The sequence below is a fragment of the Candidatus Competibacter denitrificans Run_A_D11 genome (assembly GCF_001051235.1).
Taxonomy (GTDB): domain Bacteria; phylum Pseudomonadota; class Gammaproteobacteria; order Competibacterales; family Competibacteraceae; genus Competibacter_A; species Competibacter_A denitrificans.
Map to the genome: position 1 here is coordinate 58,943 of NZ_CBTJ020000055.1, position 20,058 is coordinate 79,000.

A 20,058-nucleotide genomic window follows, 5' to 3' on the forward strand; every position below is an offset into this window, starting at 1 on the left:
CATGCAGAGAGATCGTCGGAATTCCGACGCCGCCTGAAATCCGTCGCGTTAGGCTGAGGTCGGCGGAACCGAACCACGGCATCGCCCCCAAGCCAGGAGAATTCCTGTATGAGCGGTTCCACCGCACCGTTTGATCGCGCCCGTTTCACCCGTGCCTGTTGGTCGATCTACGCGATCCTGATGGCGTCCTATCTTTTGGTGTTTTTCCATCGAATTGCGCCAGCGGTAGTCTCCGCCGATTTGATGCGGGACTTCGGTACCACGGGCGCGGCGCTGGGATCGCTGGCGGCGACGTATTACTACCTCTATACGGTGATGCAGATTCCGGCGGGTGTACTGGCGGATACTGTGGGAACGCGGTTGGCGGTGACGCTGGGCAGTATCGTCTCTGGTCTCGGTTCGATCCTGTTCGGCTTGGCGGCCACATTCAGCGAGGCTTCCATCGGCCGAGCGCTGGTGGGTTTGGGCGTGTCGGTGGTCTTTGTCGGGTTGATGAAAAGCAATTCGGTCTGGTTTCGGGAACGGGATTACGGATTCATCAGCGGGTTAACCGTGTTGCTCGGCAATGTCGGCGCCATTCTCGCGGCAGGACCGCTGGCAGGAATCTTGACGATCTGGTCCTGGCGCACGGTGTTTATCAGTCTGGGCGTAGTGGCCCTGGGATTGGCCGGATTGACGTGGCTGGCGGTGCGCGATAGCCCGGAGCAGGCCGGTTTTCCCTCGCTGCGCGAGCAAGAGGGACACGCACGCCATGCCAGTCGTCGCCAACCTTGGTGGCATGATCTAGCCGGTGTGCTGGTCACGCGACGGCTATGGCCGGGATTTTGGGTCAACCTGGGGATGCCGGGTAGTTTGCTGGCTTTTCTCGGTCTGTGGGCGATTCCCTTTTTGCGCGATGTGCATGGTTTGGATCGAGCGGCCGCCTCGATTTACACCAGCGTCGGCTTGGCCGGCTTTGCGTCAGGCGCTTTGTTCTATGGCTGGTTTTCCGACCGGCTGGGCCGGCGTAAACCGCCATTGATGGTGGGTACCTTGCTGTATGTACTGGTCTGGGGAGTGATCGAATCAGGTGTCTGGGCGCCGGGAGCAGCGGGGATGGCCTGGTTCGGGTTACTTGGCTTCGGCGCCGGGGCATTCGTGTTGACGTTTGCTTGTGCCAAGGAGAGCGTGATGCCGGCTTTATCCGGGATGGCGGTAGCGCTGGTGAACACCGGCGCCTTTCTGGGCGCTGCCATCTTACAACCGTTGCTGGGTTGGGTAATGGATTTGACCTGGAACGGCACGCTCGCCAACGGCGTGCGGTTATACGGTCCCGGTGATTATCGAACCGGCTTTTTGCTGATGCTGGCTGGGGCTGGACTGGCGGTGGTCAGTGCGCTGTTTTTCCACGAAACCTATTGTCGGCAGATGGCCGCAGCCGATAGCCCGCCATCATCCGGCTAGAGGTAGCAGCTAGCGATGGTCTGGCAGGTTGCAGCGCAGCACTGAAAGCTACCAAAAAAGCTTGAGGGCCTATGCGAGAAACCCTCTCCTTCTGGGAAAGAGGTCGAGGGTGAGGGTATTCGATTTTGTGTAAGCGCTTAACCTTGCAGTAATTCATCCAGACGACCTGCACGATCCAGAGCGGCCAGGTCGTCATAGCCGCCGACGTGCGTTTCACCAATGAAGATTTGTGGTACGGAACGACGGCCGGTGCGAGCAATCATGACATCCATCTGAGCGGGATCGCTATCGACCGCGATTTTCTTTAGATCCGTGATGCCTTTATTTGTCAGCAATTGTTCTGCACGTCGGCAATACGGGCAAAGTTGAGTACCGTATAGGGTGACTTCGGGCATAGCGCGTGCTCCTCAGTGGTCAAAGAGAGAATCCCGCTAGCGTATCACCATGAAGGATATCGCACAGGCCATCTCGGCCGTGGTTGATCAAGTTGCGACCCTCAAAGCCAGCAACTGAGCTTCTGCCAATCAAGTGCCGCTTCGGTGGCATCGGCCAAACGGTCGATATCGGCTTCGCGTCGTGCGGCGAGGTCAACGAGCGCGATGTCTTGAGCGCCCGCCCAGGCCAGCAACGCCGCCAGGGCTTGCGGATGTTCGAACAGACCGTGGCAGTAGCTGCCAAGAATCTGATGATCTTCGGATAGCGCGCCCTCGGTGCGTCCGTCGTCGAGCGAAACAGCGGGTCGAAGCAATGCCGGCCCCTCTGTGACGCCCATGTGGATTTCATAGCCGCGCATCGCCGGACGGCCTGCATCAATAGTCAACCAGCCGCTGACATTGCGTAGCTGCTTTTCCGGCTCCAGTGTCGTCTCGCAATCCAGCAGATTCAAACCGGGCGTACTGCCGGGCTGGCCTTCCAGACCGGCTGGATCGTGCAGCGCGCGGCCCAGCATCTGATAGCCGCCGCACAGGCCGATGACTTTGCCGCCGTAGCGCAGATGACGTTTGATGGCGGCTTCGTGGTTCTGGGCACGCAGCCAGGCCAAATCAGCACGGACTGCTTTCGAGCCGGGCAGCACGATCAGATCACACGGCGGCAGCGGCTGGCCGGGGCCAATCCAGCGGAAATCAATTTCAGGATGCAGCCGCAGCGGATCAAGATCGTTGTGATTGGCCGTGCGCGGCAAGGCCAGCGCCACGACGGTGAGCTTGGCCTCGCCCACTCGTTCGGAGTGACGCGCAATCGCGTCCTCGGCATCCAGAAACAGCCCGTGCAGATAGGGCAATACGCCCAGCACGGGTTTTCCGGTGTATTGCTCCAGCCAGTCGAGGCCCGGTTGCAACAGCCCGATGTCACCACGAAACCGATTGATCACCAGCCCCTGTGTTCGCGCCCACTCGGTGGGAGCGAGTAAATTTAGCGTACCGGACAGATGGGCCAGCACCCCGCCCCGGTCGATGTCACCGACCAGAATCACCGGAATATCAACCGCTTCGGCAAAACCCATGTTGGCGATGTCGCGGTCGCGCAGATTGACCTCGGCCGGGCTGCCCGCGCCTTCCACCAGCACACAGTCAAATTCAGCGGTCAGCCGTTTCCAGGATTCCAGCACGGCGGCCATCGCAGTGCGTTTGTAGTCGTGATAGGCGCGGGCGTCGAGATCGGTGATGGCGTGACCGTGGATGATGACCTGCGCGCGGCGGTCGCTGCTGGGTTTGAGCAATACCGGGTTGAAGTCGATACGCGGGGCAAGTCCAGCGGCTTGCGCTTGCAGGGCCTGGGCGCGGCCGATTTCACCGCCATCGACCGTCACCGCTGAATTCAAGGCCATGTTCTGGGATTTGAACGGCGCGACCCGCACCCCGCGCCGGTGCAGGATGCGGCACAGGGCGGCAACCAGGGTGGATTTACCCGCGTCGGAGGTGCAGCCCTGTACCATTAAGGCTTTTTTGATCATTAGTTTTGCAGGCTTGATGTCGTCCCACTACCATGTTTCACAACGATACCACAGCTGAAACAGCCTCTAGCTCTACCCCGTGTTCATTTAATGAGTCGCTTCTGACGTGCCGACACGGGGATTTTTCCCCACTCAAATGGGAGCCGATGGACCACCGTCCAGCCAAATAAAACTCTAGTATGCCGTTGGGCGCGTGTTACCCAGGGTCTTGCCTCATATTCCGTAGCTAACGTACCTAGCCCCATAATCGCTAATCGTTTGCTCAAGGTGCGACCATATTCACAGTCGGCGTTCCGTTCATGATGCGCATCAGCCGCACAGCTTGCTGCATCGACATGATTGAAGTAGCGCCCTGAGTCCGTGATGGAGACTGGAGCGCCCAGCCAGTGCCCGACTTCGTGAGCCGCTGTAATTTGGTAATGCGAGTGACCGATCTCATCAATAGTTCGGTCAAAATCGACATCTTCGTCGGTAAGGCGGAGTTGGAAGGAATGAAATTGATGACCGGAAGGTTCTGCCAGTTTTACAGCTTCAATCAGCGCATGGGCAGTACTGGTGTTGCCAAAAGGCACGAGCGCGATCTCCAGCCCACAGCGGGCATGAGCGGGCACATTGCGAACGCTGATGAACTCCTTATAGACCTCATCGCTGATATCGGCACTAGGATCGCTGCCATCGGGCGGTATAAGAATAAGTTGATTGTTCCACGCTAATTCCACAACCTTCTTGAATTTGATACAGAACGCATTGAACTCGGATTCTAGCCAACTCCGGCAGCGCCAACGACGTCCATCCGCATCCAATACATCACCTCTTCTAACTTCAGACATAGCGCGAGCGAGATGTTCATGACGGACAAGGCCAGCGGTGATGGTAGATACTGAGGGATCGCGCGCAAAAAGGCGGACTTTTAGGCGGATTATGAGTCTTGCTGGTTGATTCGAGAGCGCGGGATGCAAGACCGAATCAAAGTTACTCTCTTTGATGGTGCGACGGTGGATCATAGTGGCCTTCTCTAATACATTTAGGAAAAAATCATTACTCCTATGGTTTATTCCCAGCCGAAAGCAGGGTAGTTCAAAGCAGAGCAAATTTTAGCACTGGCCAATTACGGCAAAAAAACCAGTCGCCAGCTTCCGGGCCAGCCCAAAGCAATTCATCGCAACATCGGTTTGTCTGTAACGTAGCAGTCTGCCGCTGTAGCAAACCTCTAAATAATATGAACATTATCTGTAATAAAGCGGCACAATACCTCTTGAATAGCAACCATGCCCGGCGCGAGCCGGGTACGGTTGGGGCATGAGGCTAAGTTTAGCCTTGAAGTTGTTTTTCAATATCCGAAGCTTTCACCAGAGCATCGGATCGACTGACTTCATTTTTTTCCTTATACAGAATTAACACGCCCTGCATACCGACGTTGAATTTTTTCAAGCTTGCCGTATCGTTGTCATAACTGACAACGAGCACCTTAAGATCCTTGTAGTGCGGATTGGCATAAATTTCGTTTAATGCCTGCTTTTGCGAGGCGCATACGGGACAGCCTTTTTTGTGAAAGGCGACCAGGAATGGTTTGCCACTGGCCTGCGCATCGCTAAAAGCTCCCTCTTTAAAAGGCATCTCATGGCTCATTTCCTTTTTCTCCATCGACATGAAGCTTTCTTTGGTCATCATTTTATCCTCGGCGGCGGAAGCGGGGCTGAGAGCCGCCGTCCCGATGGTGAGCACCGCGCCGACTATGATTGATAACCTATTGATTTTATTCATTTTTAACTCAAAAATCAGGTTGAGGGATAGAAGGACGGATTGGCCTTCTGATGGTCTTACGGTCGTTCGGTGCCATAGGTTACAAGGTGCATTTGTAACTTTGAGAGGGCTTTGAGCGTAATCAATGCTAAGCGAGCGAGAATCCGATGAGCTGGATCAATTGCTCAAGCGGCTGGTAACGGAAACGCGCCACGGCCAGGCGGCCAGCTACAAAAAGCTGTTGGAAACCCTGGCGCCTATGGTGCGACGCAGTGCGGCTTCGCTTCTGGTGCGCTGTGGGCAAACCGCGATGACGGAAGACGTGACCCAGGAAGTATTGATCGCCATCCATCTCAAACTCCATACCTATGATGCCGGTCTCTCTTTCATCGCGTGGCTGCGGGCTGTGACCCGACATAAGGTGATCGATGCCTTACGTCGTAACAAAATGCCGGTTTCCTCAATGGAGGAAGCAGGATTTGCAGAACCTGCTGATCCAGAAAATTTCGAGGAAATCCAAAGCGTCAGGCACGATCTCCAGAAGCTGCTGGCGCAATTGAAGCCCCCGGCTGGCGAGATTATCCATGCACTCAAGGTCGAGGGCGTAACGGTTCAAGAATTGGCGACGCGCTATAAAATGACTGAAAGTAATATCAAAATCATCGTGCATCGCGGGCTGCAAAAACTATCTGCAATGATCGCTTACAGCAAGGCGACATAAATGAAGACCGATGATCTGATCACCCTATTGTCGCAATCGCCCCAGCCGAGAAAACCGCTGTCATTTTCATTGGTTCTCCTGGCATGTCTGGCGATGATGACCGCATTCACTGTGTTCGTCCCTGGCTTGCGGCCGGACTTGGCTATAGCCCGTATGGCAGTCGTTCATAAAACGATTTTATTGGGTGCAGCCGCCGGTATGGCGGGGTTTTTATTGAAGAATGCTGCAAAACCAATGCCTGATGATCAGGGCGTTAAGCTTTATCTCTGGCTGCTTGTGGCTTTATATCTTGGATCAATCTTCTTTGAGTTGATTACAACGCCTTTATCCCGGATCGCCGGATTTTTTTATACCGTGAATTTCCCAGAGTGTTTATTTTTCGTCACGCTTTATGGCGCGGTGGGGTCATGGATTTTGCTCTGGCTGATGCGTTTTTATGCGCCCCATGATCTTAAAAAAGCAGGAATGACCATCGGATTTGCAGCAGCGACAACGGGCGCTGTGGGTTATTCGCTTCATTGTACAATCGACAGCCCTGTCTTTATTACTATTGCATACGGTCTTCCGGTGCTTTTGGTATCGGTCATTATGCGGAAGCTGGCCGACAAATTTATTCGATGGTGATGTAACCCGCTTACTCCATGCCAGCGTAAGGTTGTTTGAAAACACGCCTTATGGAGCAAAGCAATGATCGATCTGACTCAATCCGCACTGGCCCTCGCCGAGGGTTTTGGCCTGGCCTTTTCACCTTGCATCCTGCCGATCTTACCCTTGATTCTGGCTTCATCCGCTAGCGGTGGTCGTTGGCGGGCCTTGGAGATTGTTAGCGGCTTCATCCTCAGTTTTACCGCGTTCGCCCTGGTTTCGAGACAAATTCTGGCGACGACCGGTATCCAGCAGGATCAAATTCAATTCGGCGCTTTCCTGCTGCTGTTGGCTTTTGGCCTGGTGATGCTCGTTCCCCGGCTCGAAGAAAAGTTCGCGGCCCTCACCGGTGGATTGGCCGAGCGCGCGAATACAGCCAGCAATCGGCCAATCTCGACGCGGGCGGGCGGCGGCTTGATCGTTGGCGCACTGATCGGGGTGGTCTGGACGCCGTGCGCCGGGCCGATCCTCGCGGTTGCGTTACTACAAGTGATTCAGTCACAAACGAATTTGGACGCCGTAGCCACCATCGGTGCGTTTAGCATCGGGGCGGGTCTACCCATGCTGATTATCGGCTATTTTGGCCAGGCGCTCATTCGCTACATTCGCGCCCTGTCCCGCCATGCGGTGGTCATCCGCCGCGCTATGGGCATCGTGATCGTGGTGTTTTCGATCATGGGGCTGTCCGGCTTTAACCTCGGCGAGTGGGTCGTCACAGCGGCTGGTGCGGCTGGACAACCCACGCCCGCGCCAAGCCAGTTGCAAGAGGGCCTGGCGCAGCCCTACCCAGCCCCTGAGATCAGCGGTATTAGCCACTGGTTGAATTCAGCGCCGCTGGACAAGACCGCGCTCAAAGGCAAAGTCGTGCTGATCGATTTCTGGACGTATTCCTGCATTAATTGCATCCGCACCTTGCCGTATCTCAAAGCCTGGTATGAAAAATATAAGGATCAGGGTCTGGTCATTATTGGCGTTCATGCCCCGGAATTCGCTTTTGAAGCCAAGATCGAAAATGTAGAGAAAGCAATCCAGAAATTTGGCATTACTTATCCAGTCGCTATGGATAATGATTTTTCTACCTGGAAAAATTATAAAAACCGCTATTGGCCCGCGCATTATTTAATCGACCGAACCGGCCAGGTGGTTTATAGCCATTTTGGTGAAGGTCAATACGAATTAACTGAAGCCAATATTCGCCAACTGCTGGGCCTTAAAGAGAAACCCCAGGTTGATGTTGATAAAGAGGCTAGGGTAGCGGCAAGCCAGACCCCGGAAACTTATCTGGGAACAGACCGATCCGAGCATGAATCCACAGCGGATAAAGAGGCGCTACCGCTGCATTTTTGGGCATTACAGGGGAAATGGTTGCGAACCGGTGAATACATTCAGTCCCAGGCTAAAAACGCCGCCTTGACCCTTCATTATCGCGCCAAAAAGGTTTTCCTGGTCATGGAAAGCCAAGACCAGACACCCCGAACGGTTCTTATCAGGCAAAAGAGCACCGAAAAGCGCCTGACTGTTGATGACTCCAAACTGTATGAAATCGCCCTCAACCCGGCCCAGGAAAATAATTGGGTCAGCATTATTGCTGAAAACCCTGGCTTGAGACTGTTTGTTTTTACCTTTGAGAGTTAGGAGTAAAACGATGCGTTGGCTATGGTTCCCTTTGCTTTTAATCGCCACAGCAGCCTATCCACGAGAGATGACTATGAATAAAGAAACCAAGGAAAGTGCCTTAAAACACTTAACACCCGAACAATATCAAGTGACCCAGCAGGCCGGAACCGAGCCGCCATTTAAGAATGCCTATTGGGACAACCATCAAGAGGGCATTTACGTGGATATCGTCTCTGGCGAGCCGCTGTTTTCATCGTGGGACAAGTTTGATTCCGGCACGGGGTGGCCCAGCTTCACCAAGCCCATCAACAGCGCGAGCATTAAAAGCCTGCCGGATCACAGTTACGGCATGGGGCGGGTTGAGGTGAGATCCGCCAAAGCGGATTCGCATTTGGGGCATGTCTTTGACGACGGTCCTGCCGATCAGGGCGGTTTGCGCTATTGCATCAACTCGGCGTCCTTGCGGTTTATCCCCAAAGACCAATTGGAGGCTGAGGGCTATACGGAATTCAAGAAACAAGATTGAAGGGCCTGAAAACCATGCCCTATAGAAACAGCCGCGCAGCAGCTTCCGGGTTAGCAGGAAAATAAAAATGCATGTAGCTGGCAATCAGTCGCTGGCGGCGGTAGATCGCCTCACTACCGCGTCCATTCAACTTGATGGCATGACCGGTCGGTTCCAGCGGGGTTTCCGTGGTGGAATAGTGGAAGGTGTGACCAGTTAGCCGCCCTTCCGGCAGTTCGGCGCTCAGCATTCCCAGCCCGGCCAGCTTCGGCTGCATCCGCACCGCTCCCGGTAATAGGCCGAAGGTGGGGTAGGCGACGCCTTCCACCGTATACAGCGTGTCGAAACAGGCCATCATCCCGCCACATTCGGCCAGTAGCGGCTTGCCCACCGCCACCTGCGTAGCCAGCGCCTGAGCCATCGCCCGATTAGCCGCCAGCGTCGGGCCGTGCAGTTCGGGATAGCCGCCGGGCAACCAGATCGCATCGCAGGGCGGCGGCGCGGCATCGGCTAATGGTGAGAAGAAATGCAGAGTTGCGCCCAGCGCTGCCAGGCATTCCAGATTGGCCGGATACAGGAAGCAAAACGCGGCATCACGGGCGACGGCGATAATTTTTCCAGCCAGCAATGGCGGCAAAATCGGCGCGGGTGCGGCGATAAATTCCACGGTGGGCGGCAAAGTAGCGGCTTCGGTGGCGGTGAGTAGATCGGCCATCCGTTCAATGCGGGCGTCGAGATCGGCGATTTCGGCAGCAGGCAATAACCCCAGATGGCGTTCCGGCAGTGCGGCGGCGGCATCACGCGGCAGATGACCCAGCCAGGCAATATCGGCGGGTAAAGTCTGCCGACAAAGCTGGGCGTGGTAAGCGCTACCGACCCGATTGGCCAGCACATGGCTGATCGGCGCACCGTCGCGGTAGTGCTTCAAGCCCCACACCACCGCGCCAAAGCTGCCCGCCATCGCATCCGCATCCTGCACCAGCAGGATCGGCAGGCCAAGCCGCCGGGCCAGTTCCGCCGCGGATGGTTCGCCATCATGCAGGCCCATCACGCCTTCTACCAGGATCAGATCGGCCGTGGCAGCGGCTCTGGCCAGACGCCAGGCGGCATCGGCTTCACCCGCCATGCGAAAATCAAGGTTCTCGCACGGCTGGCCGGATGCCAGCGCATGAATCTGCGGATCAAGGAAATCGGGGCCGCATTTGAAGACACGCACCCGACGGCCTTGCCGGACATGCAGTCGGGCCAGCGCCGCAACCACTGTGGTTTTGCCCTGGCCCGAAGCCGGTGCGGCGACCAGTAAGGCGGGACAAGTCGGCATCAGAACTCAATCCCCGGCATGGCCTGCACGCCGGCCTGAAAGGCATGTTTCACTAGATTCATTTCGGTCACGGTGTCGGCGATGGTGATCAATTCCGGCGGTGCGGCGCGACCGGTGACGATGAGATGCTGCATGGGTGGTCGGGCGCAGATCGCCGCCAGCACGGGTTCAAGTTCCAGCCAGCGGTATTTGAAAACATAGGTAAATTCATCAAGGATCAGCAGATTAACGGCGGGATCAGTCAGCGCCTGTTGCGCTGTTTCCCAGGCGGCGCGGGCGGCGGCGGCATCGCGTTTGGCGTCCTGCGTCTCCCAGGTAAAGCCTTCACCCATGACCTGCCATTGCACACCAGGCTGGCGGCGGAAGAACGCTTCTTCACCGGTATCGCTGCGGCTTTTGACGAACTGAATCACCACGGCGCGCAAGCCGTGGCCCAGCGCCCGCGCTAGCACGCCGAAAGCCGCTGAGGATTTGCCCTTGCCGATGCCGGTATGCAGCAGGAACACCCCGCGTTGAATTTGAGCCGCGCTGATTTTTTCAGCCACCACCGCCTTTTTGCGCTGCATCCGGGTCTGATGGCGCGTATCTGGCTGGCTCATTCCGTAGGAGCCTCGGCGTCACTGACTTCACCAGCGGGTGGCGGATCATCCGCCAGCACTGCCGCAAGATAATCTTCCGGCAAACGATATTCAGCAGCCAATTCGGCGGCACTTTTACCGCTGGCGTGAATCGCCGTCAGCCAGCCCGCTAAGCCTGTGGTCAATGATCGCCCAGCCCGTTCACCGCTTCTGGCGCTGGTTTCGCCATCGGCGACTTCGTACTTTTGGGTATAGCCGCGCGGTGTCACCATCAAGCCATGTTGGATGAACGTATGGGAATTGCCGATCAACACCGTCGCCAGCATGGCGATATCGGCTTCTGCCAGCTTATCCAGCGTGGTGAATTCCAGATGCTGCTTCGGTCGATACGCCGATTTGACGATGGCGACCGGCGTTTGCGGAGCGCGGTGGCGTAAGAAAATGCGCTGCGCCTCGACGATGTGCTGAACCCGGCGGCCGCTTTTCGGGTTATACAGCGCCACCACGAAATCGGCGTAGGCGGCGGCATCCAGACGGCGGGCGATGGTTGGCCAGGGTGTCAGCAAATCGGAAAGGGAAATGGCGCAGAAATCGTGAGTCAGCGGCGCACCGACCAGCGATGCACAGGTGTTGAGCGCCGATGCACCGGGCACGATCTCTACTTGAATCGGTGAATCCGGCGTCCAACCGGCTTGAAACAACACCTCGAAAGTCGGCCCAGCCATGCCATACACGCCCGCATCGCCGGATGAGATGATCGCCACTTTTTTACCCTGTTGCGCGTGATCGAGGGCCTCAAGCGCACGATCCAGTTCCTCCGTCATCGCTTTTTTGATGACTTCCTTACCCTTGATCAGTTCGGCAATCAGGCGGATGTAGGTCACGTAGCCGATCACGGTATCGGCCTCGGCCAGTGCGGCGCGGGCGCGGGCGGTCAGGTGGTCGAGACTACCCGGCCCCAGGCCGATGAGCATGATTTTTCCGATATTATTCATTAGCTTATTCTGGCAATGGAAACTGTGGCGTTTTTACCGTCGGGGCCGCGTCGCCGGTGTTTTTCGATCAACAATTGGCTGGAATCCACGCCAGCGGCCAGCAGCGCTGCTGCTTCCGAGACCGAGGGCGTGCCGGTGTAGCGGCGCACGGTTTCGGAGGGATTAGGCACCGACACGGCGGCGAGTTCAGCAGCGGAATAATAGCGGATACGCCAGCCATAAGCGGCAGCCAGTTCAGCAAAACCCGCTTCATCAGCCTTGAGGTCGATGGACGCGACTGCTACCACCTCGGCCAGGCTTGATCCGCAGGCGGTCAGCGCTTCGGCGATGCATTGCGCGATAGTGGCGGCCGGTGTGCCACGGTCACAGCCGAGGCCGAGGGCGATTTTCAATAGGTGATTCCTCTAAAATGACGGGTAGCCAGGCTGGTGCCAGGCAAGCGAATCGTACCATTAACCCCACATGGCAATGGCTAAGATGGTTGGCGGATGCGATGGGAGTTCGCGGATTTTTCTGTATAACTTCGCTATAGTGGGGTTATGCAGAACCATATAATTAATTGTTAGGTTGCTATGAATACCGTGTTCTTACATCTCGAGCGGCTGCGTCGGCACTATGAAGTCGCTGTGCGTACCTATGATCAGGTATCACTTCTGGATCTTTCGCACGCGCTACGTGTATGGACAGAGCTGAAGAAGCCACTCCAATCGTTGGCGCCGAAGTTTTCTAATGCCATCGCATTCAAGACGGGTGTGCCAGCAAAGAAAGTTCTCAAGGCTGCTCGTGGGCACAACTATGTGTTCTGCTATTTGCCTGGGGGTGTCATCACATATGCAAGCAAAGGTCATCTTGCTTCGGGGCCTGGAATGGGCGAAAGCGATGGTGACTTCACGCTTGGAATAGCCGTCAAACCAACCGCATCACAAATCGAACTCGGAAAGTTCGCCTTGGTTTCGACTTCCTTCGACCAGCCTCTTATAAAGGCTCTCGATTCAGTAGCCGTTACACGCTGCACATTCATGCAGTGGATGGGAGCTGAGGCAGTGCGTGTTGCATTTCAAAACCCGAAGGAGAAAGGGCAATACGAAACTGTGGCAATTTCACGGGAAATGGTTATTAAGAGGGTTGCAAACACTCTGGACGGGTCGCATCCTTCAGCCGCGGGCGGGAGTGACGTGGACAATACATTTGACGCCCCCATACACCACCTTCTTCAGTATCAAGTCGGCGGTGTGCCTCTTCCCTATTTCATCTTGCTCAAAATAGCGCAAGACATCCTCGAAGTTTCTCAAAGGCTTCTTGTTCTAAATGGAAAAGCAACCTAACCCTACGGTCCACCGGACGCTGCGCGATAAAGCTGCGTAGCGCCGGTGACCTCCACGTTAGGTGCCTGTGTAGCATCATCGCAGCATATGAAAAGCGCCTGACCGATCAACTACTCTGCAAGAAAAAGGTGACATAAATGACAGATACTTGGCTTCCTTCACTAATCACTTCAACGCCACAAGAGGGATTTGAGCTGGCGATTACCCTTAGTCGCCGCGGCGTCAAATATACTCAGCCAGATGTAGAGGTCTTGAAGAAACTCCGCCCAGATTATGCAAATTCCGCGGAAGGCCTTACTTGGGCTTCTCAAGTGATCGCAATTAATTTCCAAACCGTAGCCGCGGCCAACAATTACTGGCGAACATGAGTAGCCAGGCACCTAACGGTTCGTTCAAACCGACCCCACTTCGCGGCGTCGGCATACCAAGGCAAAATACCTTATGCTATCGGCGCCGCTCAGTCGGCGCGGCTTAACTCAGGTGTTAGGCAGCATCAATGTCGTTCGCACCAACTCTTGCCGCTATTATCGGTGGCTTGTTGCTTGGCTTCGTGCTCGTGAATACGTGCGTGGAGTGGGGCCGCGCAGTTTGGACAGCGGTGCGCTCGCACCCTCGAGACTCTTGGACGAAAACTCTTTGTCGAGTGGGAATAGTATCGATTCAGAGCAAAGGGCCTTGGGTGTTGGGGGCAGTGATCGTTATTGCCCTCCTTCTGCCTCGTGAACCGTGGGCCAAAGGGATCTTGGTGGCAGGAATATCGTGGATAGCTTTTGTTCTTGTGACGCTTTTGATCGCCGTGATGGCCACAGTGCTTTATTCGGCAAACGCTAGAACGCGCGCTAGGCAGAACAGGCACCCATGATACTGCCTAACCAGCCGCTCCACCACGATGCGCATGGCGCGTTCGCAAGCCCGGCTTGAGATACGCGGTATATTTTCTCAGTCCGGGCTTACGCTACCTGCCTCCGCAGTCGGCTCAGCTCGAACGTTAAGAGGAGTAACTCACATGCGAATAGATCCCAGCCTAAACCGTAATTTTCCCAAACTTGCAGAATGGATCACTATTGAGATACCTAAATGTCGCTACGACGCAAGAATTTGGCCTGCTTTTTTGAAATATAGCCAATTATCTACATCCGCTGCGGCTTCAGCGCTTTCTTACAATGGCTTTCCACCGACAATAGACATATCCGTTCAGCGTTCCTATGGCAGTTATCGCCCTAGATTTAAGCGAAACCGCGATAAGATATTCATCAGCAGGAATTTGTGTCGAGAATTCGAGAAGCAAGATCCGGATTACCGCGTTAGTAAACCCTATGACCTTATCATGACAGCAACCATTCTTCATGAAATGGTACATTGGGGAGACTTTATTTTCGACTATATAAATCAGCCAGATAAAGATATATATGATTCTGTTAAAGGCAAGTGGCTAAAGGGTATGGATGTAGGGTTCCAGTTCGAGAATGAGGCGTTTTATGGCATCTATACCAGAGAGTACTTGTAGATTATGATTTCAATTGAGGGGCTACAGAGCGAGAATAGGGTCGGTTCTAATATTCCAATATCGGCTAATCCAGCGCTCCAGCAGAGCTTCGCTATCGTTTCGCCCGCTGAGCTTTGCGTTAGACTTCACAAGGACACGCTTTATGGCACAAATCAAAATCTATGGCCTCAAATCGTCACTTGCGGAAAAATCATCTTCACTTTCATCTGCAATTCACAGCGCAGTTGTCGAAGCATTAGCCTACCCTCCAGACAAGAAATTTCACCGTTTCATTGGACTCGATAAGTCAGATTTCCTATTCCCGTCTGATCGAAGCGAAAATTACACAATTATTGAAATTTCAATGTTTGAGGGTCGCTCAATCGAGGCGAAAAAGGCATTGATACGCCTTCTGTTTGCCAATATCGCCCGCGAGGCAGAAATTGATCCGCATAACATCGAAATCACAATAATCGAGACGCCAAAACAAAATTGGGGTATTCGTGGCATGTGCGGCGATGAATTAGCGTTAGGATACAAGGTAAATGTATAGTATTTTCTATTTTCTTCTTCCCAATAAATACAACAGGGCAAAGCGTACAATGCCTACTCATAATCAATTCGGATTCCCTGATAAAAGACTTCCTGTTTAATAGTTTTCAGGCTCACACCATTTCTTATCAGAAGGTTTTCCGGCGTTCGCCATTGCAAGTTGATTTGAGTATCTTGCGGGTGGCCATTAGTGACAAAAACATTACCGCTCTCATTTGGTAATGGAGCATCAACCGGAATTAAAGAAACCTGTGTGCTGAAACCGGTAGTTGCCCCGCAATCCCTCTGAAATAACACAGCTTTGAAACGGCCCTTCGGCGCTGCTTTTTCCTGAAAAATTTCATTGCCGCATAAATCCGAAAAGAGCCGATCCAGAAAATAAAATCCCGCAACCGCCAAACCAGCCAGAATGCCAAGGATGATCAGCACCGCACTCAAAAAACCCTTCATTCTGGCTCATCAGCCTGGCCGGTAAATCACCAGCTTGCCGCGCAACGGTTCCGCCAGCGCGGTGGGCAATTCGCGGTGGCTGATCCACAACACGGCAGCAAACGCAGTGGGATCAATCGCTTCAAGCTGATCGAATAACGCCAGGTTGGCAGGCAGCGGCCCACTGCGACCGTTGGCGTGATGAGGCCACCAGTCCGTGCGACCGACTTCCTGCACCAGCGCCACCGGTTCGTCATTGACCACGGCGGCGCTGGCTCGGACCAGCGTTTCGTGCGATGCCTCCAAGGTCCAGCCCAGCTCCCGCCCCAGCAAATCGACCGCCAGGGTTTGCCGCACATCCGAAGCCGTAGTCAGTACCGGCGTTGCCCCCAGCGCGGTGGCCAATTGCCTGGCGAGCGCATTGGCGCCGCCCAGATGGCCGGATAGCACGGGAATGGCAAATTTCCCGGCTTCATCCACCACCACCACCGCCGGGTCTTGTGTCTTATCACGCAAGTGTGGGGCGATCAGCCGCACCACCGCGCCCACCGAGACGATAGCGATAATCCCTTCAAAAGCCGCGAAGAGCGCCGGGATTTGATCGCCGACTTTGCCCGGATAGCTACAGCTCGCATCAGGGGCGACGCGCTCAGCGTCCGCCCGGAATTTCTCCGGCACAAACAGCCGGGTATCGGGCAAAACCGCCAGCATCCGACCGGCCAGCGCGATGCCGTGGCGGGTGATGGCGACGATGGCGAGTTTCATACCGCTTTGGCAGCCGATGGTTTACGGCAGCCCCGGTGCAATGCGCCCCGCGCCCGGCCGGGATTCTGCACCAGCATCAGCGACAGATAATGCACCGTCTGGCCCTTGAGGCAGGTCACATCGCGGACGATGCGCTGATCCGGCGCACCGACTTTTTCGATGAAACAGGCGGTCGCCGCGAGGCCGCGCCGTTCGATCAGTTCGATCACGTCATCAATCAGCGGCTTGACCTTCATCAAGACCAGCGTATCGAATTCATCCAGCAAATGATCGATGACCGCGATGCCGTAGGCGGTCGGAATCACGGCGATGGTTTCGTCTTCTTCCGCCAGCGCCACGCCGGTCGTCGCCGCGGCAGCGGCGAAGGACGACACGCCGGGAATGGTTTCCACCACCACCGCCGGAGCCAGTTCCCGCACCACTCGCGCCAGATGGCCGAAGGTGGCAAAGGTCGAGGCATCGCCTTCCACCAGAAACACCAGGTCGCGGCCCTCGGCCAGCAGCTCGACCGTGCGCGTCGCCGCGCGTGCCCACGCCTTGGCCAGAATCTCCGGGTCGCGGGTCATGGGAAAGACCAGTGCTTCGGCATCGGCGGGTTTGGGCAGACCGCCACGCTCGACGATGGACAGCGCATAGGAGGCATCTTCGGCCTTCTTGACCGGATACAGCCAGCGCGCCCCGGAGGTGACGGCCGCCCAGGCCCGGCGGGTGATGAGATCCGGGTCGCCAGGGCCGAGCGATGCGCCGATTAATTTGCCGTAGCTTTGCATCGAAGAATCCCTCACCCTAGCCCTGTCCCAGCGGGATAGGGAATTCTAAGATATTGTTAAATTTAATAGTCATGCGGGTTCCTTGTGGGCGGTAACAATCCACACCGGGTTTTGCGCTGCCAGGCGGTGATGATCAAGAATCGGTTGACTGCGGCTGGCTTGCAGTTGCACTACGTCCCAGCCGACGCCGGCGGCCTGTAAAACCGTGGTAGCGGTCGCCAGGTTTTCCAGGGTGACGAAGTTCATCACCAGCCGTCCGTTTGGTTTCAGGCGCGATACTATGAGGTCGATCAACCCGGCCAATTCGCCACCAGAACCACCGATGAACACGGCGTCGGGGTCGGGCCAGGCAGCCAGCAGCGCCGGTGCTTTGCCGATGCACAGCGTGTAGTTGCTGAGCCGAAACCGGAGCGCGTTGGCCTGCGCGTTGGCGGCATCGGCTTCGTTCTTTTCGATAGCCCAGACGTGGCCTTGTGGGGTCAGTCGCGCGCACTCGATGCCGACCGAACCCGATCCCGCGCCGATATCCCAAACGATGGCGTCTGGTTGCAAGCGTAATTTGGCCAGCGTCAGCGCCCGCGCTTCCTGTTTGGTGATCAGGCCCTTATCGGGTGCTCGCTGCTGATATTCATGATCTTCCAGGCCGAAACGGGGCAGTTCAAGCGTCGGGCCACGTTCGACCAGCAGCACGTTGGGTTCGGGGAACTCGCGCGCGGCGACCTCGGCAAGGCTCAAATCGGGGAAGATGGCCTCATCAGCCAACAATAGGCGGCAGGCGATGGATAGCGTGACCTCGGTGTGGTAACCGGCAGTGAGCAAGGCCCGCGCCAGCCGCGCCGGGTTATTGCGCGGGCCGGTGAAGACCGCAATGCGCGGATGCCGGGCGATGGCGCGAATCACCGGATACAGGCCATGATCTGGCGTTGCGCCTACCGTCCATTCCCCGGCGTCCGGGCCGTGGCATGAGGCAATGACGACATCCTGCCACGGCTTTTTGAAGCGGGCGAAGGCCAGTTGCAGAGTCGAAGGCGCGGGCAGCACCGTCACGGCGTCGGCCCCAAGCTGGCCGATCAGATAGCGGGCGATACCGTGGCACAGCGGATCGCCGGTTGCCAGCACGACGACGGCGCGCTCCGTCGCCAGCGCCGCTCTGATCCAGAGCAGACTCTGGCTCAAGCCGCCATCGAGATCGCGGGTTTCGGCAGCCGGTGCCAGGTGGACGCGCACCAGTTCCAGGGTGCGGCCAGCGCCGATGACCAGATCGGCCTTGTTTAGACTATGCCGGGCAGTTTCCGACAAGCCCGCCCAGCCGTCGTCCAGCAGGCCGATGAGGGTGACCGTCGCACTCATAAGATGTTTTCCTCAGCGACTCGGCAAATGAACTGGCCTTCAAAGTCGCAGACCAGTACCGTCAGTTGATAGCCGCCGGGGTATTGAGTTTTCAGGCTACGAATCGCTCTAAGCGCCAGTTGCCGGTGGAAAGCGACCGTTAAGCCCAACCGGGCCAGTTGTTCTGCCGCAAACCGAGCCGTTTCGGCGGCGCGGATGGCCTCAATCAATGCATCCGGCGCAGCCACCGCCTGCGCCGCCTCGGCCAGAATGACGCGATCCACCGGCGCCCGCCAGGCATGGGTTACGCTCAAGCCCTGGCACAGCTTGGTCAGCTTACCGACCATCACGCCCAGATAAATCGCGGTGAAATTCCGCTGCACGGCAGTGGTGAAAGCGGCTTTGACAAAATCGCCCATCTGCACGAAACAGGATTCATCCAGGTCGGGTAGCTGGCGCATGGCGAATTTCTCGGTGCGGCCGCCGGTCGTGAATACGACAGCGGTCTGTCTCTGATTCGCCGCTACCTCAATGGCTTGTACCACGCTGGCGCGAAACGCCGCCGTTGAATACGGGCGGACGATGCCCGTCGTGCCCAGGATCGAAATACCACCCAGAATCCCCAGGCGGGCGTTAAGGGTCTTTTGCGCGATGGTCTCGCCGCCTGGCACCGAAATCGTCACTTCCAGCCCTGCTGTCGCCAGCAACTCGGCAGCTACGGCGCGGAGGTTGGCGCGAATGTTCCGTTGTGGCACCGGATTGATGGCCGGGCCGCCGACCGCCAAACCCAGCCCTTCTTTGGTGACCACACCGACGCCGGGGCCACCTTTCAGCGCGATTTCTCCGGCTTGATCGGGCAGGAGGCAAACGTCAGCAGTCAGGTGCGCGCCGTGGGTAGCGTCGGGATCATCACCGGCATCTTTGATCACCACGGCATGGGCGGTGCGAGTCTCGCCGCTTCCATCCAGACGACCCTCCGTCACTGCGAAGGTCACCGCCTGGCCGTTGGGCAACTGACAAACGATGCTGTCCGGCACTGCGCCGGTCAGCAGGCCCACCGTAGCGGCTTTTGCTGCCGCCGCTGCACATGCGCCGGTGGTAAATCCGGTACGGTTGCCACGGGCGCGGCGGCTATCGCCCTTGCGTACCCTGGCGGGCTTGAGCGCATGGCCGACGATGTTTTCCTCGCTCATGCGGCCGATTGGGCTGGCGCCGTTTCCGCCAGCGACAATAAGGCATGAATCGCCGCCACCACCAGTGTCGAGCCGCCCTTGCGGCCCTCAATCGCTACCCACGGCGTTTCTGCAACCGTCATCAACGAGGCTTTCGATTCGGCGGCGGACACAAAGCCAACCGGCATTCCGATGATCAACGCAGGCCGCACCCCTTCGGTGCGAATCAGGCGGATCAGCTCGATCAAGGCGGTGGGCGCATTGCCAATGCCGACAATCGCACCGTCCAACGTGCCCAGACGCCAGGCTTTGCGCATCGCCTGCACCGCGCGGGTGCTATTGGCGGCTTTGGCAGCTTCAATCACATCGGCATCGGCGATGTAGTGATGGGTGGTTAAACCGAAATGGGCCAGCCGCGGCTGTGACAGCCCGACGCAGATCATCTCCACATCGGCGACGAGGGGCGTACCGCCTTTGCGCACGGCCTGTAACCCGGCCTGCATGGCGTCGGGATGGAAGACGGTTAAGCCGTTGAACTCGAAATCGGCGGTGGCGTGGATCATCCGCCGCACCAGCGGCCATTGCTCGGCGGTGTAGCAGTGCGGCCCGGCTTCGGCGTCGATAATGGTGAAGGAATCGTGCTCGATGGCGCGACCAGCGGCGGTCAGTTGTTCAGTGATGCGATTAGCAGTAACGGTCATGGCGGCC

Annotated in this window: 23 protein-coding genes; 9 read left to right on the forward strand and 14 right to left on the reverse strand. The window is 56.7% G+C overall.

Translation table 11 applies throughout. The features are described 5' to 3' along the window. Positions 1 to 108: 108 nt before the first annotated feature. On the forward strand, positions 109 to 1,443 hold the full coding sequence (locus BN873_RS11915; protein ID WP_048673936.1) for an MFS transporter: 1,335 nt from the start codon (positions 109 to 111) through the stop codon (positions 1,441 to 1,443). Positions 1,444 to 1,580: 137 nt separating this feature from the next. On the opposite strand, the gene grxC is transcribed toward BN873_RS11915, so the two are convergent. The 4 genes from grxC to BN873_RS11935 form a co-directional block, all read right to left on the reverse strand. Continuing rightward, positions 1,581 to 1,838 (reverse strand): glutaredoxin 3, encoded by a 258-nt coding sequence (grxC, locus tag BN873_RS11920; protein WP_048673938.1) that lies wholly within the window; start codon positions 1,836 to 1,838, stop codon positions 1,581 to 1,583. 101 nt (positions 1,839 to 1,939) lie between these two features. Next, positions 1,940 to 3,397: a cobyric acid synthase gene (locus BN873_RS11925; RefSeq protein WP_171820463.1), complete on the reverse strand. Its 1,458-nt coding sequence runs from the start codon at positions 3,395 to 3,397 to the stop codon at positions 1,940 to 1,942. 83 nt (positions 3,398 to 3,480) lie between these two features. After that, a complete protein-coding gene (locus BN873_RS20105; RefSeq protein WP_139031700.1) occupies positions 3,481 to 4,401 on the reverse strand; it encodes a hypothetical protein in 921 nt (306 codons plus the stop codon). 307 nt (positions 4,402 to 4,708) lie between these two features. Beyond that, entirely contained in the window at positions 4,709 to 5,161 is a 453-nt protein-coding gene (locus tag BN873_RS11935) for a TlpA family protein disulfide reductase (protein ID WP_048673941.1), read from the reverse strand. 124 nt (positions 5,162 to 5,285) lie between these two features. Here BN873_RS11935 and BN873_RS11940 point away from each other — a divergent pair, with 124 nt between their 5' ends. The 4 genes from BN873_RS11940 (at position 5,286) to msrB (ending at position 8,649) form a co-directional block, all read left to right on the forward strand. Continuing rightward, positions 5,286 to 5,861 carry a sigma-70 family RNA polymerase sigma factor gene (locus BN873_RS11940; protein WP_048673943.1) on the forward strand — a complete coding sequence of 192 codons (576 nt, stop codon included), beginning with the start codon at positions 5,286 to 5,288 and terminating at the stop codon, positions 5,859 to 5,861. Continuing rightward, on the forward strand, positions 5,862 to 6,485 hold the full coding sequence (locus BN873_RS11945) for an NrsF family protein (protein ID WP_048673945.1): 624 nt from the start codon (positions 5,862 to 5,864) through the stop codon (positions 6,483 to 6,485). It begins immediately after the preceding gene. Between the two features lie 63 nt (positions 6,486 to 6,548). After that, positions 6,549 to 8,141 carry a cytochrome c biogenesis protein DipZ gene (locus tag BN873_RS11950; RefSeq protein ID WP_048673947.1) on the forward strand — a complete coding sequence of 531 codons (1,593 nt, stop codon included), beginning with the start codon at positions 6,549 to 6,551 and terminating at the stop codon, positions 8,139 to 8,141. 73 nt (positions 8,142 to 8,214) lie between these two features. After that, a complete protein-coding gene (gene msrB / locus BN873_RS11955; RefSeq protein WP_171820464.1) occupies positions 8,215 to 8,649 on the forward strand; it encodes a peptide-methionine (R)-S-oxide reductase MsrB in 435 nt (144 codons plus the stop codon). A gap of 19 nt (positions 8,650 to 8,668) precedes the next feature. On the opposite strand, the gene BN873_RS11960 is transcribed toward msrB, so the two are convergent. The 4 genes from BN873_RS11960 to BN873_RS11975 are packed head-to-tail and all read right to left on the reverse strand — an operon-like array spanning position 8,669 to position 11,914. After that, positions 8,669 to 9,949: a cobyrinic acid a,c-diamide synthase CobB gene (locus BN873_RS11960; RefSeq protein ID WP_048673949.1), complete on the reverse strand. Its 1,281-nt coding sequence runs from the start codon at positions 9,947 to 9,949 to the stop codon at positions 8,669 to 8,671. Further along, positions 9,949 to 10,548 carry a cob(I)yrinic acid a,c-diamide adenosyltransferase gene (gene cobO / locus BN873_RS11965; RefSeq protein WP_048673951.1) on the reverse strand — a complete coding sequence of 200 codons (600 nt, stop codon included), beginning with the start codon at positions 10,546 to 10,548 and terminating at the stop codon, positions 9,949 to 9,951. The genes BN873_RS11960 and cobO overlap by 1 nt, the downstream gene beginning before the upstream one ends. Further along, on the reverse strand, positions 10,545 to 11,522 hold the full coding sequence (gene cobJ, locus BN873_RS11970; RefSeq protein ID WP_053085332.1) for a precorrin-3B C(17)-methyltransferase: 978 nt from the start codon (positions 11,520 to 11,522) through the stop codon (positions 10,545 to 10,547). The genes cobO and cobJ overlap by 4 nt, the downstream gene beginning before the upstream one ends. Next, complete coding sequence (locus BN873_RS11975) at positions 11,522 to 11,914, reverse strand: cobalamin biosynthesis protein (protein WP_048673952.1); 393 nt, start codon at positions 11,912 to 11,914, stop codon at positions 11,522 to 11,524. The genes cobJ and BN873_RS11975 overlap by 1 nt, the downstream gene beginning before the upstream one ends. Before the next feature lie 180 nt (positions 11,915 to 12,094). Here BN873_RS11975 and BN873_RS11980 point away from each other — a divergent pair, with 180 nt between their 5' ends. From BN873_RS11980 to BN873_RS11990, 4 genes are all read left to right on the forward strand, one after another. Next, on the forward strand, positions 12,095 to 12,847 hold the full coding sequence (locus BN873_RS11980) for a hypothetical protein (protein ID WP_048673954.1): 753 nt from the start codon (positions 12,095 to 12,097) through the stop codon (positions 12,845 to 12,847). Positions 12,848 to 12,984: 137 nt separating this feature from the next. After that, the gene (locus tag BN873_RS19515) at positions 12,985 to 13,215 is read left to right on the forward strand and encodes a hexameric tyrosine-coordinated heme protein (protein ID WP_082161245.1); all 231 of its coding nucleotides are present in this window, start codon (positions 12,985 to 12,987) and stop codon (positions 13,213 to 13,215) included. 638 nt (positions 13,216 to 13,853) lie between these two features. Next, positions 13,854 to 14,354 (forward strand): hypothetical protein, encoded by a 501-nt coding sequence (locus BN873_RS11985; RefSeq protein ID WP_048673956.1) that lies wholly within the window; start codon positions 13,854 to 13,856, stop codon positions 14,352 to 14,354. 142 nt (positions 14,355 to 14,496) lie between these two features. Then, positions 14,497 to 14,886, forward strand: a complete 390-nt coding sequence (locus tag BN873_RS11990; RefSeq protein WP_048673958.1) for a tautomerase family protein — start codon at positions 14,497 to 14,499, stop codon at positions 14,884 to 14,886. Between the two features lie 53 nt (positions 14,887 to 14,939). Here BN873_RS11990 and BN873_RS11995 read toward each other — a convergent pair whose 3' ends face one another. The 6 genes from BN873_RS11995 to BN873_RS12020 form a co-directional block, all read right to left on the reverse strand. Beyond that, the gene (locus tag BN873_RS11995; RefSeq protein ID WP_048673960.1) at positions 14,940 to 15,335 is read right to left on the reverse strand and encodes a hypothetical protein; all 396 of its coding nucleotides are present in this window, start codon (positions 15,333 to 15,335) and stop codon (positions 14,940 to 14,942) included. Between the two features lie 9 nt (positions 15,336 to 15,344). Further along, positions 15,345 to 16,079, reverse strand: a complete 735-nt coding sequence (locus BN873_RS12000; RefSeq protein ID WP_048673962.1) for a cobalamin biosynthesis central domain-containing protein — start codon at positions 16,077 to 16,079, stop codon at positions 15,345 to 15,347. Beyond that, complete coding sequence (gene cobI, locus BN873_RS12005) at positions 16,076 to 16,849, reverse strand: precorrin-2 C(20)-methyltransferase (protein WP_048673964.1); 774 nt, start codon at positions 16,847 to 16,849, stop codon at positions 16,076 to 16,078. Before cobI ends, BN873_RS12000 begins: the two co-directional genes overlap by 4 nt. A gap of 69 nt (positions 16,850 to 16,918) precedes the next feature. Next, entirely contained in the window at positions 16,919 to 18,199 is a 1,281-nt protein-coding gene (locus BN873_RS12010) for a bifunctional cobalt-precorrin-7 (C(5))-methyltransferase/cobalt-precorrin-6B (C(15))-methyltransferase (RefSeq protein WP_048673966.1), read from the reverse strand. Continuing rightward, positions 18,196 to 19,371, reverse strand: coding sequence for a cobalt-precorrin-5B (C(1))-methyltransferase (locus BN873_RS12015; RefSeq protein ID WP_048673968.1), 1,176 nt, complete (start codon positions 19,369 to 19,371; stop codon positions 18,196 to 18,198). Before BN873_RS12015 ends, BN873_RS12010 begins: the two co-directional genes overlap by 4 nt. Then, on the reverse strand, positions 19,368 to 20,051 hold the full coding sequence (locus BN873_RS12020; protein ID WP_048673970.1) for a precorrin-8X methylmutase: 684 nt from the start codon (positions 20,049 to 20,051) through the stop codon (positions 19,368 to 19,370). Before BN873_RS12020 ends, BN873_RS12015 begins: the two co-directional genes overlap by 4 nt. Positions 20,052 to 20,058: the final 7 nt, after the last annotated feature.